10 protein-coding genes, 1 tRNA gene and 3 rRNA genes are annotated in these 15,105 nt (G+C 43.1%); all 14 read left to right on the top strand.

The window, feature by feature from the left end; all coding sequences use genetic code 11:
* Positions 1-23 precede the first annotated feature (23 nt).
* The 14 genes from Gferi_RS16905 (at position 24) to Gferi_RS16970 (ending at position 15,031) form a co-directional block, all read left to right on the top strand.
* Positions 24-425, top strand: a complete 402-nt coding sequence (locus tag Gferi_RS16905) for a biotin/lipoyl-containing protein (RefSeq protein WP_069975307.1) — start codon at positions 24-26, stop codon at positions 423-425.
* A 50-nt stretch (positions 426-475) separates the two neighbouring features.
* Positions 476-1,639, top strand: a complete 1,164-nt coding sequence (locus Gferi_RS16910) for a sodium ion-translocating decarboxylase subunit beta (protein WP_069975305.1) — start codon at positions 476-478, stop codon at positions 1,637-1,639.
* A gap of 173 nt (positions 1,640-1,812) precedes the next feature.
* A complete protein-coding gene (locus Gferi_RS16915) occupies positions 1,813-2,802 on the top strand; it encodes a biotin--[acetyl-CoA-carboxylase] ligase (RefSeq protein WP_069981484.1) in 990 nt (329 codons plus the stop codon).
* Between the two features lie 289 nt (positions 2,803-3,091).
* The gene (locus tag Gferi_RS16920; protein WP_069978552.1) at positions 3,092-3,616 is read left to right on the top strand and encodes an ECF transporter S component; all 525 of its coding nucleotides are present in this window, start codon (positions 3,092-3,094) and stop codon (positions 3,614-3,616) included.
* Positions 3,617-3,693: 77 nt separating this feature from the next.
* Complete coding sequence (locus Gferi_RS16925) at positions 3,694-4,467, top strand: type III pantothenate kinase (protein ID WP_069978553.1); 774 nt, start codon at positions 3,694-3,696, stop codon at positions 4,465-4,467.
* Positions 4,468-4,520: 53 nt separating this feature from the next.
* Entirely contained in the window at positions 4,521-5,486 is a 966-nt protein-coding gene (gene dusB, locus Gferi_RS16930; RefSeq protein ID WP_069978554.1) for a tRNA dihydrouridine synthase DusB, read from the top strand.
* A 67-nt stretch (positions 5,487-5,553) separates the two neighbouring features.
* Positions 5,554-6,486, top strand: coding sequence for a quinate 5-dehydrogenase (locus tag Gferi_RS16935; RefSeq protein ID WP_069978556.1), 933 nt, complete (start codon positions 5,554-5,556; stop codon positions 6,484-6,486).
* Positions 6,487-6,693: 207 nt separating this feature from the next.
* Complete coding sequence (greA, locus tag Gferi_RS16940) at positions 6,694-7,170, top strand: transcription elongation factor GreA (RefSeq protein WP_069978557.1); 477 nt, start codon at positions 6,694-6,696, stop codon at positions 7,168-7,170.
* 18 nt (positions 7,171-7,188) lie between these two features.
* Positions 7,189-8,667 carry a lysine--tRNA ligase gene (gene lysS, locus Gferi_RS16945; protein ID WP_083273608.1) on the top strand — a complete coding sequence of 493 codons (1,479 nt, stop codon included), beginning with the start codon at positions 7,189-7,191 and terminating at the stop codon, positions 8,665-8,667.
* A gap of 505 nt (positions 8,668-9,172) precedes the next feature.
* A 16S ribosomal RNA gene (locus Gferi_RS16950) occupies positions 9,173-10,691 on the top strand.
* Between the two features lie 62 nt (positions 10,692-10,753).
* Positions 10,754-10,830, top strand: a tRNA-Ile gene (locus Gferi_RS16955).
* A gap of 161 nt (positions 10,831-10,991) precedes the next feature.
* A 23S ribosomal RNA gene (locus Gferi_RS16960) occupies positions 10,992-14,054 on the top strand.
* 63 nt (positions 14,055-14,117) lie between these two features.
* Positions 14,118-14,234, top strand: a 5S ribosomal RNA gene (gene rrf, locus Gferi_RS16965).
* Together the 16S, 23S and 5S rRNA genes with 1 tRNA gene alongside form the textbook arrangement of a ribosomal RNA operon.
* A gap of 290 nt (positions 14,235-14,524) precedes the next feature.
* Positions 14,525-15,031, top strand: coding sequence for a thioredoxin family protein (locus Gferi_RS16970; protein WP_083273609.1), 507 nt, complete (start codon positions 14,525-14,527; stop codon positions 15,029-15,031).
* The last annotated feature ends 74 nt before the right edge of the window (positions 15,032-15,105 follow it).

A 15,105-nucleotide genomic window follows, 5' to 3' on the forward strand; every position in this document is an offset into this window, starting at 1 on the left:
AAATTGAAGGAGGATCATAGAACATGAAAAAGTTTAACATAACTGTAAATGGAAGTACTTATGAGGTAGAGGTAGAAGAAATCGGTGGCGTTTCTGCACCGGCACCGGCAGCTAGACCGGCGGCAGCCCCAGCAGCGGCGCCAAAGGCAGCAGCACCTGCACCTAAAGCGGCACCAGCACCAAAAGCAGCACCTAAAGCAGCGCCGGCAGGCGGAAACAGCGTGACTGCACCAATGCCTGGAACAATTTTAGATATCAAAGTAAAAGAAGGCGATACCGTAACAAATGGCCAAGTGCTGGTGATCCTAGAAGCAATGAAGATGGAAAACGAAATTATGGCACCTGGAGATGGAAAAATTGTATCTGTAAATGTAGCAAAAGGTGCTTCTGTAAATGCTGGAGATGTTTTAATCGTATTAGGATAGTGGCAGCATAACTTCGGCATAAAAATTTAGAAAGAGAGGGAGACGACGAGATGTTTCTACAAGTTATTCAAAACTTCTGGTCGAGTACCGGATATGTGGCCCTCACATGGCAGCATCTTGTAATGATTGCAATTGCTTGCTTTTTCCTGTACTTGGCAATAGTAAAACAATATGAACCCTTACTACTGCTCCCTATTTCCTTCGGTATGCTTCTAACAAACATTCCACTGGGAGGTTTAATGGAATATCCGGTTTATGAAATAGGTGCTGATGGATTGCCTCACATGACACAGCTGGGCGGTGTATTATATTACTTATATCAAGGCGTTAAATTAGGGATATTCCCACCACTCATCTTCCTTGGGGTAGGTGCAATGACAGACTTCGGTCCATTGATTGCCAACCCAAGAAGCTTACTGCTGGGAGCAGCAGCGCAGTTCGGAATATTTACAACCTTCATTGGAGCTGTAGCCCTTGGATTTACAGGACAAGAGGCAGCTTCCATAGGTATCATCGGCGGGGCGGACGGACCAACAGCAATCTTCCTAACATCAAAGCTTGCACCCCATCTACTGGGACCCATAGCCGTTGCAGCTTATTCATATATGGCATTGGTACCGGTTATACAGCCTCCGATCATGAAAGCACTGACAACAAAAGAAGAGCGAATGATCAAAATGGAGCAGCTTAGACCGGTAACCAAAATAGAGAAAATTCTATTCCCAATTCTTGTTACCGTTTTAGGTGCCTTATTACTGCCATCTGCTACAGGATTACTAGGTATGCTGATGCTGGGAAACCTGTTTAGAGAGTCTGGTGTTGTAGACAGAATCTTTAAAACAGCACAAAATGAGTTGATTAACATTGTAACCATTTTCTTAGGTATAACCGTTGGTGCAACCACAAGCGCAGATAAGTTCTTAAAAGCACAAACGATTCAGATTATTGCCCTTGGTATGCTTGCATTTGCAGTAGGTACGGCTGCAGGAACCATATTCGGAAAAATAATGAGTAAGATGACTGGCGGCAGAGTAAATCCATTGATTGGATCTGCAGGAGTTTCTGCAGTACCCATGGCAGCCAGGGTAGCACAAGTAGTAGGCCAGAAAGAGAACCCGTCAAACTTCCTGTTGATGCATGCAATGGGACCAAACGTTGCAGGGGTTATCGGATCTGCTATTGCAGCAGGGGTATTACTGTCTATATTTGGTTAGAAGGTGACCTGCCTTTTAATACATTCATTTTATGAATAGTCATAGTAAGGTATGTCCGTTAGGAAAACGGGCATATCTTACTTTTTTGTTTTCTTTCATTGTTTTTTTGGATGTGGTAAAATAATCATTAGGGTGAAATATGGTTTACAATGCTGATAGAGGATGTGGGAAAAATGAAGAAGGAAATATTGGAAGCATTAAAGCAGAACAAGGGGAAATTTATTTCTGGAGAAGAATTAAGCATTAAAATTGGGGTTACAAGAACAGCCATCTGGAAACATATCAAACAGATGAAGGAAGATGGATATGATATTGATGCGGTTTCTAGAAGGGGATATCGCCTAATCCAAGAACCCGACACACTAGAACTAAACGAGCTTCAAATCGATATGAAAACTCGATTAATCGGTAGCAACCTTATTTATTATCCAAGTATCGATTCTACCAATAATGAAGCGAAAAAAGAAGCAGCTGCAGGGGCGCCGGAAGGAACGGTGATTATTGCGGATGAGCAAACCGGGGGAAGAGGAAGACTGGGCAGACAGTGGGTATCCCCAAAGGGAACCGGAATATGGATGTCCATTATTTTAAAGCCGGAGCTTGAGCCTGCTGAGGCCGCAAAAATTACACAATTAACAGCGGCATCGGTAGCAACCGCTCTTCGAAATGTGACCGGCTGCGAGGCAGGGATTAAGTGGCCCAATGATATTATCATTAATAAGAAGAAAGTATGTGGTATATTAACGGAAATGAGTGCTGAGTTGAACTCCGTCAATCATATCATCGTGGGTATGGGGATTAATGTAAATGTAGATCCTGAAGAATTTCCCGAAGAGGTAAGATCGATTGCAACATCGGTAAAAGAAAGTGTAGGACATGAAATCTACCGCAAAGAAATCGTTCTAGAGATTTTGCGGATATTTGAAGACTTGTACTTAGATTTTATTCGAAGGAAAAGTATAGATAAGAGTGTGGGGATTTGCAGGAAATATTCTGTAACATTAGGAAATCAAGTAAGAATTATTAGCAAAGATAAGGTTGTTTACGCAGAGGCTGTAGATCTAACTGAAGATGGTGAACTGCTAATAAGGAATGAAGCAGGAGAAATCGAAAAAATCATATCCGGTGAAGTATCTGTGAGAGGAGTATCGGATTATATATAAAATGCATTAAACAGTAAGATTCTGAAGAAAGACCATGCACATTTATAGCTGCTCAAGAATAGGCTATAGGGATTTGGGTATACTGTAAAATAGAAATCAACGTTACAGAAAAATTATAAAACTGTTTGCCAACTTGATAAATTCACTTGCAAAACAAAAACACAAATGGTACGATATTTTAGGGGTAACAGCCAGCATCAAATTGAGCTGGACTTATGTTGCACAGGTAAAGTGTAAGTGAAACATATTTGTCCGGTATCCTATATGGAACTGGAACGGAGGTGAAAAAATGGAAAGAGTTGCAAACAACGGTTTATCATTGTCATTGAAGCAGATTACAGTAGCAGGATTATTGGGGGCCGTAGCAATCGCATTAAGCATGACACCCCTTGGGTATATTCCTATTCCTTGGCTAGCAAATGTTAATGCAACCACTATGCATATTCCTGTAATTATTGCATCGATTGTATCAGGACCGCTGGTGGGAACAATGGTAGGGGCAATTTTTGGAGTATCAAGCTTTTTAAGAGCCAACAACCCCTTCTTTATGAATCCTGTTGTGGCTATATTGCCAAGATTGCTGATTGGATTTACATCTTATTATGCATATAAGTGGACGAAGAGCTCCTTAGCAGCTGCAGTTGTAGGAACCTTAACCAATACCATTGGTGTATTGTCGCTGGTTTTTGCTTTTGGTTACCTGCCGCTCAATGTTGTATTGGGTATTGCAGGGGTGAATGGTACAACAGAGGTAATTGTGTCTTCTCTGATTGTAGTGGCAGTAGCAAAGTCCTTAAAGAAAGTAATGCGATAAGAAACGATAGATTGTAACAGATGAAAAAAGGGTTATGTTATGAATGAGGTAACCCTGGAGAGAGGTTGAACAAGTATATGTTGTTAGCATTTGATGTGGGTAACACCAATATCGTATTGGGTGTTTACAAGGGCAGTGAGTTAATCAATAGCTGGAGATTTTCCACCGATAAAAGTAAAACCTCTGATGAGTATGGTATGCTGGTTTATCAGTTATTCCAATACGAAGGGTTGGATATGAAGGAAGTAGAAGACATTATTATCTCCTCGGTAGTACCCCCGTTGATGTATTCACTGCAGCATATGGCAATGTCTTATTTCCACAAACAAGCAATGGTCGTCGGTCCCGGCATCAAAACAGGTGTAAATATAAAATACGATAATCCGAAACAGGTTGGTGCAGACAGAATCGTAAATGCTGTTGCTGCTTATGAAGCCTATGGCGGACCTTTGGTAATCGTTGATTTTGGAACCGCAACAACTTTTTGTGCGATCTCTGAAAAGGGAGAGTACCTGGGAGGAACGATTTCGCCGGGGATAAAGATATCCAGTGAAGCTTTGTTCCAGCGTGCAGCCAAACTGCCAAGGGTGGAACTGGTGAAACCGGGCAATGTGATTTGCAAGAATACCGTAAGCAGTATGCAGTCAGGTATTGTATATGGCTATATTGGTTTAGTAGATTATATTGTTCGCAGAATGAAAAAGGAGTTGGGAGACAATCCTAAGACGAAGGTAATTGCTACAGGTGGATTAGCAGGATTAATTGCTTCGGAATCGGAGACAATTGATGAAGTGAACAAACTGCTAACCCTTGAAGGACTCAGGATTATCTACGAACGAAATAAAGAGTAGTGTATAGCCAGGAGAAATCCTGGCTATTTTAATATGCATAAGGTGGTGATTAGATGAAAATTGGAAATATACAATTGGAAAACAATTTATCCCTGGGGCCCATGGCTGGCGTAACAGACCTAACTTTTCGACTGATTTGCAAGGAAAAGCAGTGTGGTTTGGTATATACAGAAATGGTCAGTGCCAAGGGAATTTGCTATGAAGATAAAAATACGGAGTCTTTATTAAAAATTGAAGAGCAAGAAAAACCTGTAAGTTTACAAATATTCGGTTCAGAACCGGAATTTATGGCCCGGGCGGCGGAAAAACTAAATCGCCAGAATCATGCAATTTTGGATATCAACATGGGCTGTCCGACCCCTAAGATTGTAAAGAATGGTGACGGCTCTGCGCTGATGAAAAATCCTGAACTGGCAGGCAGGATCGTAAAAGCAGTGGTGGAAGCTACAGATCGGCCTGTTACGGTTAAAATTCGAAAAGGGTGGGATGAAGCCCATGTAAATGCTGTAGAGCTGGCGCAGATTGTTGAAGAAAGTGGAGCAAAGGCCATAGCGGTGCATGGGAGAACCCGGGAACAATTTTATAGCGGAAAAGCAGACTGGGATATTATACGAAGGGTAAAAGCTGCAGTATCTATACCTGTAATTGGAAACGGGGACATTTTCAGTGTAGAAGATGCGTTGAAAATATTAGAGGAGACAAAGTGCGATGGCCTGATGATCGCCAGAGGCGCACAGGGAAATCCTTGGATATTTGAACGCATTGCTCACTATCAAAAAACCGGAATGCTTCTTCCAGAACCTTCTGCAGAAGAGAAAGTCAATACAGCATTAATTCATATGGAAATGGTTATTGAAGAAAAGGGAGAATACATCGGTATTCGCGAAATGAGGAAGCATATCGCTTGGTATCTAAAAGGGATCCGTCACTCTGCGCAGATCCGGGGACAAATTAATCAAATGAATAATAAAGAGGATTTAAGAGGCTTGATGATGAATTTTCTGGATAGCATCCGATAAGTTTAATTTAGATATTAGTTGGAGAGAATTCCCTTAGAAAAGGAATTTTAGGGGAAGGGTGAAAGTTATGAAACATATTGTAAGCGTAAGCATTGGCTCTACTGAAAGAAATCACCGGGCAGAAGTAGATCTCTTAGGGGAACAGTTTATCATAGAACGCATTGGAACCAATGGAGACATAGAAAAGGCAATAAAAATATTGAAGACATTGGATGGGAAAGTAGATGCTTTTGGAATGGGCGGCATAGATTTATATATCTATGTAGGGAGCAAACGATATACGATCAAGGATGCGCTGCCACTTAGAGAAGCGGTACGATATACGCCTATTGTAGATGGCTCAGGATTAAAAAATACTTTAGAAAGAAATGTGATAGAGTATCTGGAAAAGCAAAAGCTGATCGATTTTTCCGGAAAAAAAGTTTTGATGGTATCTGCTGCAGACCGATTCGGAATGGCACAGGCATTAGAGGCTGCAGGCTGTACATTAACTTGTGGAGACTTAATGTTTTCATTAGGTATCCCTTATCCTGTAAAATCATTGAAATTATTTTATAGGATTGCTGGGATAATAGCACCGATTGCTGTAAAAATGCCTTTCCACCTGCTATATCCAACAGGAAAAGAACAGCATAAGAATGAAATCTATAAATATGAACAGTATTATCATGAATCAGATATCATCGCAGGGGATTTTCATTATATTCACCGATTTATGCCGAAACGACTGGAAAATAAAATCGTCATTACGAATACAGTCACATCTCAGGATATAGAGGAGATGAGGAGTAGAGGAGTAGAGACGCTGATTACAACAACGCCAGAATTTAAGGGAAGGTCTTTTGGAACGAATGTAATGGAAGCCATAATTATTACCTGTATTGGAAAGAATACAAGTGAGGTTACAGAAGCGGATTATAAGAATATGATCCGAAAGCTTGCACTAGAGCCTAGAATCATATCCTTACAGGAGAAGGATTCAATAACCGAATTACGGTAAAATATCCAGTATATAGCTTGACAATAAATTGTATCTACATTATAATTATTCGCATATAACAGGCATTAAAGAAAAGCACTGTTTTTTTCAGTGCTTCTTATACTAATCAAGGGTAAATCAACAGGGGATTACAAGAATAAATAAGTAGTCGTTACATATACTTATTATCAAACATTTATAAATTAAACAGAAAAGGAGAGGGAATATATGACCGATAAGGAGGTACTATTGACCCCACAAGGGCTCAAAAAGATTGAGGATGATTTGGAGATTCTGAAGACTGTTCGAAGAAAAGAAGTTGCAGAAAGAATCAAACAGGCCATCGCCTTTGGAGATATTAGTGAAAACTCAGAATATGACGAGGCAAAAAATGAGCAAGCGCAATTAGAAGAGAGAATTGCAAAGCTGGAATCTATGCTAAGAAAAGCAAAAATTATAGATGAAGATGAAATTTCTATTGATTCGGTAGGTATCGGCGCTACAATAAGGGTAAAGGATCTTGCATTTGACGAAGAAGTGGAATATACGATCGTAGGTTCTGCAGAGGCAGATCCTTATGAAATGAGAATATCAAATGAATCACCTGTAGGAAGAGCTTTATTAGGGAAAAAAGTTGGAGAAACAGTAGAAGTACAAATACCAGATGGTGTGACAAAGTATCAGATTCTAGAAATCAAAAGATAGCTGAAGGGGGAACCAAAGATGAGTGAAGAATTGAATCTCAGCGAAGTACTAAGAGTCAGAAGAGAAAAGCTAAAAAAGCTAGTAGAGATGGGACGAGACCCCTTTAAGGTTGAAAAATATAAGGCTACTGCCTTTAGTGGAGAAATAAAAGAAAACTTTGATACCATGGAAGGAAAGCCAGTTTCTATTGCCGGAAGAATTATGGCAAAGCGGACCATGGGAAAAGCAGCATTCTTAGATATACAAGATAAGCAAGGTCGCATTCAGAGTTATGTAAGACAGGATGCCATTGGAGAGGAAGAGTACGACATTCTTGTTACATATGATATCGGTGATATCGTTGGTATTCAAGGAACTGTTTTTAAAACAAAACAAGGTGAGGTTTCTATAAAGGCATCAGAGGTGCTGTTGCTTTCTAAATCGCTTCAAGTGCTGCCAGAAAAATGGCATGGCTTGAAGGATCAAGAGATCCGATACAGACAGAGATATGTGGATTTAATTGTAAATCCTGAAGTAAAAGAAACTTTTCTAAAGAGAAATAGGATCATAAAGGCCATACGTGAATTCCTTGATGACAGGGGCTACTTAGAGGTTGAAACACCAATTCTTACGACGATTGCCGGTGGAGCAGCAGCAAGACCCTTTGTTACACATCACAATACTTTGGACTTGGATATGCAGTTGAGAATTGCAAATGAGCTTTACCTGAAGCGGTTAATTGTAGGTGGATTTGATAAAGTATATGAAATGGGTAAGATGTTTAGAAATGAAGGGATTTCTATTAAGCATAATCCTGAGTTTACGAACATAGAGCTTTACGCTGCATATGAGGATTATGAGGATATGATGGAAATTACAGAAAATATCGTGGCCTATTGCGCTGAAAAAGCACACGGTACTACTGTGATCAATTACCAGGGAACAGAAATAGATTTTAAACCACCTTGGAGAAGAGCTTCTATGCATGATCTGGTAAAAGAGAAAACAGGCATTGATTTCTATGCCTTTGAAAGTGATGGAGAAGCAAGAAAAGCAGCAAAAGAAAAACTACACTTAGAAGTAGAAACACATATGAAAAGGGGACATCTTGTAAGCCTTGCATTTGAAGAATTCTGTGAAAAGGATTTGATTCAGCCTACATTTGTGCTGCACCACCCAGTAGAAGTTTCACCGCTGGCGAAAAGAAATCCAGAGAACCCTTTAATCACTAATCGATTTGAGGCTTTTGCAAATACATGGGAAATAGCGAATGCTTTTTCTGAATTAAATGATCCGATAGACCAAAAACTAAGATTTGAAGAACAATTAGCACAAAAAGAAGCAGGAGATGAAGAAGCCCATCCAATGGATGAAGATTTCATTAATGCACTAGAAGTAGGCCTCCCACCAACAGGAGGACTGGGAATCGGTGTAGATAGACTCATTATGCTGCTTACGGATTCACCATCTATACGCGATATTATCTTATTCCCAACAATGAAACCAATAGAAAAATAGAAGTGAGAGAGTTTGGAAATCAATCCGAGCTCTTTTTTTTTCTCTTAAATAAAGAAGATAAGGAAATAATTAGATGAAGAAACGATAAAGAAAAGCTGAGAAAGAATGAATATTATAAAGATATCTGCATATAATGGTTAATAGTGATTTGGAAATATGCTTGTCAAGAGGCCAATAGTATGATATATTAGAATCTGTCTTTAGAAGCAATATTTCTATAGAATCATGATTGCACAGATGAGAAAAAATGGAAATCAAAAAGTATTGACGTAATGTGCAATGAATGATAATATGTTCGTTGTCGTCTCTAAGAAAAATCCATTAAAAAATTCTAAAGAAAAGAGATTGACAAGTCAAGATAAATATGATAATATGTTTAAGTCGGTGTCACTAAGACGCCAAAATAAATTGGTCTTTGAAAACTAAACAGTGTAAGAATTAAAGCCAGCAAATATAGCGCGTAAGCGCAAACCCGTTCAATATAATTTGAACGAAGCGAGCATTTTTATTTGAGAGTTTGATCCTGGCTCAGGATGAACGCTGGCGGCGTGCCTAACACATGCAAGTCGAGCGGGATTGTGGAGTAGCTTGCTACGAAGCAATCTAGCGGCGGACGGGTGAGTAACGCGTGGGCAACCTGCCCTATACAGGGGGATAACACACCGAAAGGTGTGCTAATACCCCATAACACCGATGCTTCGCATGGAGCGCCGGTCAAAGATTTATCGGTATAGGATGGGCCCGCGTCTGATTAGCTAGTTGGTGAGGTAAAGGCTCACCAAGGCGACGATCAGTAGCCGACCTGAGAGGGTGATCGGCCACACTGGAACTGAGACACGGTCCAGACTCCTACGGGAGGCAGCAGTGGGGAATATTGCACAATGGGGGAAACCCTGATGCAGCAACGCCGCGTGAGCGATGAAGGCCTTCGGGTCGTAAAGCTCTGTCCTAAGGGAAGAAGAATGACGGTACCTTAGGAGGAAGCCCCGGCTAACTACGTGCCAGCAGCCGCGGTAATACGTAGGGGGCAAGCGTTATCCGGAATCACTGGGCGTAAAGGGTGCGTAGGCGGCCGATAAAGTCTGGGGTGAAAGGCTACGGCTTAACCGTAGTAAGCCTTGGAAACTTATTGGCTTGAGTGCAGGAGAGGTAAGTGGAATTCCTAGTGTAGCGGTGAAATGCGTAGATATTAGGAGGAACACCAGTGGCGAAGGCGACTTACTGGACTGTAACTGACGCTGAGGCACGAAAGCGTGGGGAGCGAACAGGATTAGATACCCTGGTAGTCCACGCCGTAAACGATGAGTGCTAGGTGTCGGGGGCGACAGCCCTCGGTGCCGCAGCTAACGCATTAAGCACTCCGCCTGGGGAGTACGCTCGCAAGAGTGAAACTCAAAGGAATTGACGGGGACCCGCACAAGCAGCGGAGCATGTGGTTTAATTCGAAGCAACGCGAAGAACCTTACCAGGACTTGACATCCTCCGCATTAGCCGTAACGGGTGAAATCCCTTCGGGGACGGAGAGACAGGTGGTGCATGGTTGTCGTCAGCTCGTGTCGTGAGATGTTGGGTTAAGTCCCGCAACGAGCGCAACCCTTGTCTTTAGTTGCCAGCAGGTGAAGCTGGGCACTCTAGAGAGACTGCCGGGGATAACTCGGAGGAAGGTGGGGATGACGTCAAATCATCATGCCCCTTATGTTCTGGGCTACACACGTGCTACAATGGCTGGTACAACGGGAAGCGAAGGAGTAATCTGGAGCAAATCCTAAAAGCCAGTCTCAGTTCGGATTGTGGGCTGCAACTCGCCCACATGAAGCTGGAGTTGCTAGTAATCGTGGATCAGAATGCCGCGGTGAATGCGTTCCCGGGTCTTGTACACACCGCCCGTCACACCATGGGAGCTCAGGGCACCCGAAGTCAGTGGGCTAACCGAAAGGAAGCAGCTGCCGAAGGTGAAATGAGTGACTGGGGTGAAGTCGTAACAAGGTAGCCGTATCGGAAGGTGCGGCTGGATCACCTCCTTTCTAAGGAGCTAAGGCTTTTTCTTACACTGTCTAGTTTTGAGAGACTAATAGTCTTTCAATATGGGCTTATAGCTCAGGTGGTTAGAGCGCACGCCTGATAAGCGTGAGGTCGGAGGTTCGAGTCCTCCTAAGCCCACCAAAATAGAAGCAAGAGGCCAGAAGCGAGAGGGGAGAAAAAACCTCAAGCTTAGGGAAAAAAAGAGAACGGCCCGCAGAGACGGGCTTTTATTCTCGCATCTTGCGTCTGGTAAATGTACCTTGAAAACTGAACAATGAAGAGAGAATCAAAATACAATTTCTGGTCAAGTTATAAAGAGCATAGGGCGAATGCCTTGGCACCAGGAGCCGAAGAAGGACGCGGTAAGCTGCGATAAGCCTCGGGAAGCCGCAAGCAGGCATTGATCCGGGGATTTCCGAATGGGGGAACCCAGCTGGGGTAATACCCAGTTACCCACTACTCAATCCATAGGTAGTGAGGAGGCATACCAGGGGAACTGAAACATCTAAGTACCCTGAGGAAGAGAAAGAAAACTCGATTCCCTAAGTAGCGGCGAGCGAAAGGGGATTAGCCCAAACCAAGAAGATTTCTTCTTGGGGTTGCGGATATACTCATTAAGAGATGGCAGTTGTAGTCGAAGCGGTCTGGAAAGGCCCACCATAGGAGGTAAGAGTCCTGTAGATGAAACGACTAAAGTCTTGAGTATACTCCAGAGTACCACGAGACACGTGAAACCTTGTGGGAAGCAGGGGGGACCACCCCCCAAGGCTAAATACTACCTGGTGACCGATAGCGTATAGTACCGTGAGGGAAAGGTGAAAAGAACCCCGGGAGGGGAGTGAAAGAGAACCTGAAACCCTATGTTTACAAGCAGTGAAAGTCCTTTATATGGACGATCGCGTACTTTTTGTAGAACGGGCCAACGAGTTACGGTATGCAGCAAGGTTAAGCTGTTATGCAGCGGAGCCGCAGCGAAAGCGAGTCTTAAGAGGGCGATACAGTTGCATGCCGTAGACCCGAAACCGGGTGACCTATCCATGAGCAGGATGAAGCGGAAGTAAAATTTCGTGGAGGTCCGAACCCATGTCTGTTGAAAAAGGCTGGGATGACTTGTGGATAGCGGAGAAATTCCAATCGAACCCGGAGATAGCTGGTTCTCCCCGAAATAGCTTTAGGGCTAGCCTCAAATGAAGAGATGCGGAGGTAGAGCACTGAATAGCCTAGGGGCCCTCACCGGTTACCAAAGCTTATCAAACTCCGAATGCCGTATTCTTATATTTGGGAGTCAGACTACGTGAGATAAGTTTCGTGGTCAAAAGGGAAACAGCCCAGACCGTCAGCTAAGGTCCCAAAGTACAGGTTAAGTGGAAAAGGATGTGGGATTGCACAGACAACTAGGATGTTGGCTTAGAAGCAGCCACTCATTTAAAGAGTGCGTAATAGCTCACTAGTCGAGTGATCCTGCGCCAAAGATGTCCGGGGCTCAAACCTGTCACCGAAGCTACGGCTTGATGTAGAACCAATAGTATTCTTTAGGAAAATCCCTAACGGGATGAAGGACATCTTCGCGAAAGATTTCGAGCTTACCTAAAAGAGCGAGAAAACTTACGCCAAGATCCAAAAAGCTAAAACCTAGAGGGTAGTACTGGTTCTACATCAGGGGTAGGGGAGCATTGTATGCGGGTAGAAGTCACACCGTAAGGAGTGGTGGACTGCATACAAGAGAGAATGTTGGCATGAGTAGCGAGAGGTGGGTGAGAATCCCACCCGTCGAAAACCTAAGGTTTCCTGAGGAAGGTTCGTCCGCTCAGGGTTAGTCGGGACCTAAGCCGAGGACGAAAGTCGTAGGCGATGGACAACAGGTTGAAATTCCTGTACCACCGAAGATTGTTTGAGCAATGGGGTGACACAGGAGGATAGGTCATGCGCACTGTTGGTCGTGTGCGTCTAAGCCCGTAGGGAGTTAGGATAGGCAAATCCGTTCTAACAATCCTAAAAGGTGATGGGGAGTGAAATTTAAGTAGCGAACTGACTGATTCCACACTGTCAAGAAAAGCCTCTAGTTAGATCTAGGTGCCCGTACCGCAAACCGACACAGGTAGGTGAGGAGAGAATCCTAAGACGAGCGAGAGAACTATTGTTAAGGAACTCGGCAAAATGACCCCGTAACTTCGGGAGAAGGGGTGCCACGGTAGGGTGTTAAAGCCCGAGGTGGCCGCAGAGAATAGGCCCAAGCGACTGTTTAACAAAAACACAGGTCTCTGCTAAGTCGAAAGACGATGTATAGGGGCTGACGCCTGCCCGGTGCTGGAAGGTTAAGGGGACGTGTTAACCGCAAGGTGAAGCACTGAACTTAAGCCCCAGTAAACGGCGGCCGTAACTATAACGGTCCTAAGGTAGCGAAATTCCTTGTCGGGTAAGTTCCGACCCGCACGAAAGGCGTAACGATTTGGGCACTGTCTCAACAATAGACTCGGTGAAATTGTAGTACCAGTGAAGATGCTGGTTACCCGCAGCAGGACGGAAAGACCCCGTGGAGCTTTACTGTAGCCTGACACTGGATTTTGGTATTGCATGTACAGGATAGGTGGGAGACTTGGAAGCTTGGACGCCAGTCTAGGTGGAGTCAACCTTGGGATACCACTCTTGTAATACTGGAGTTCTAACCATAAGCCGTGAATCCGGCTTTGGGACACTGTCAGGTGGGCAGTTTGACTGGGGCGGTCGCCTCCCAAAAAGTAACGGAGGCGCCCAAAGGTTCCCTCAGCGCGGTTGGAAATCGCGCGTAGAGTGTAAAGGCAGAAGGGAGCTTGATTGCGAGACGTACAGGTCGAGCAAGGACGAAAGTCGGGCTTAGTGATCCGGTGGTTCCGAGTGGAAGGGCCATCGCTCAACGGATAAAAGCTACCCCGGGGATAACAGGCTTATCTCCCCCAAGAGTCCACATCGACGGGGAGGTTTGGCACCTCGATGTCGGCTCGTCTCATCCTGGGGCTGTAGTAGGTCCCAAGGGTTGGGCTGTTCGCCCATTAAAGAGGCACGCGAGCTGGGTTCAGAACGTCGTGAGACAGTTCGGTCCCTATCCGCTGTGGGCGCAGGAAATTTGAGAGGAGCTGTCCTTAGTACGAGAGGACCGGGATGGACGTACCTCTGGTGTATCAGTTGTTCCGCCAGGAGCACGGCTGAGTAGCTATGTACGGACGGGATAAGCGCTGAAGGCATCTAAGCGCGAAGCCCCCCTCAAGATTAGATTTCCCATCCGCAAGGAGTAAGACCCCAGATAGACTATCTGGTTGATAGGTCGGAGGTGTAAGGGCAGTAATGTCTTCAGCTGACCGATACTAATAGGTCGAGGACTTGACCAAATGTATTTTTTCTCTAACTTCATGGTTCAGTTTTGAAGGTATATGCCTTCTAACTTCATAAAATCCAGTGACTACAGCGAAGGGGTCACACCTGTTCCCATACCGAACACAGCAGTTAAGCCCTTCAGCGCTGATGGTACTTAGGCGGAAGCGCCTTGGGAGAGTAGGTCGTTGCTGGTTTTAAAAAACCTCAGAAGATTTTCTTCTGAGGTTTTTGTTTTATTGTTTTTGAATATGATAGCGAAGAACAGCGTTCTTTCTAAATTTTTCAAGTTCTTTTGAGCTAGAAAACTTTTATAAAAATAGTATTTACTTCCTATTGTAAAAACATGTTGCAAGTCTAAAGTTGTATAAGATATCATATAACTATAGTAAATAGATTATATGATGATGGCACAATAAAATATTACTAATAAATAAATTTGTTAGGTTATTTTGTAAAGAGCTACACATAGAAAAGGGGGGATTTGATGGTCATAGAGGAATTTTTTCAAAAGGGTGTTACATTTATTGAATTTGTGAATCAAGATAAAGATACCTATCAAGAGAAAACATTGGAGTTATATAATCAAATTATTGTTGACGAAGATTTACAAAAAGCTATCCAAGCAGTAGACAGACCTATCTATGTTTTGGTATTCGCAGAAATATGGTGCCCTGATTGTATGATTAATGTGCCTGCCTTGCAAAAGATCGCAGAGTACAATAATCATTTTACTATTCGCATTGTTTCAAGAGAAGGTAATGAAGCCTATATGGAAAACTATCGAATAAATGGCAAACCTAAAATTCCTACTTTTATTTTTATGGAAGAGGATTTTACTGAAATAGGTGCGTTTATAGAGCAACCCCAAGTAATTAAAACAATTGAAGGAAAAGGAAATCAGGTGGAAATTATTGTGGCGAAGCGTAAATATAGAAAAGGAGAATATATTTCGGAAACAATAAAAGAAATATTAGAAATTGTAAAAAGATAAATAAAGCATATGAGACGGCGATTTCGCCGTTTTTTTATATAAAAGCGAAAGCGTCGTAGACGCTCTTTTATTGG

This window comes from Geosporobacter ferrireducens (assembly GCF_001750685.1).
GTDB lineage: Bacteria > Bacillota > Clostridia > Peptostreptococcales > Thermotaleaceae > Geosporobacter > Geosporobacter ferrireducens.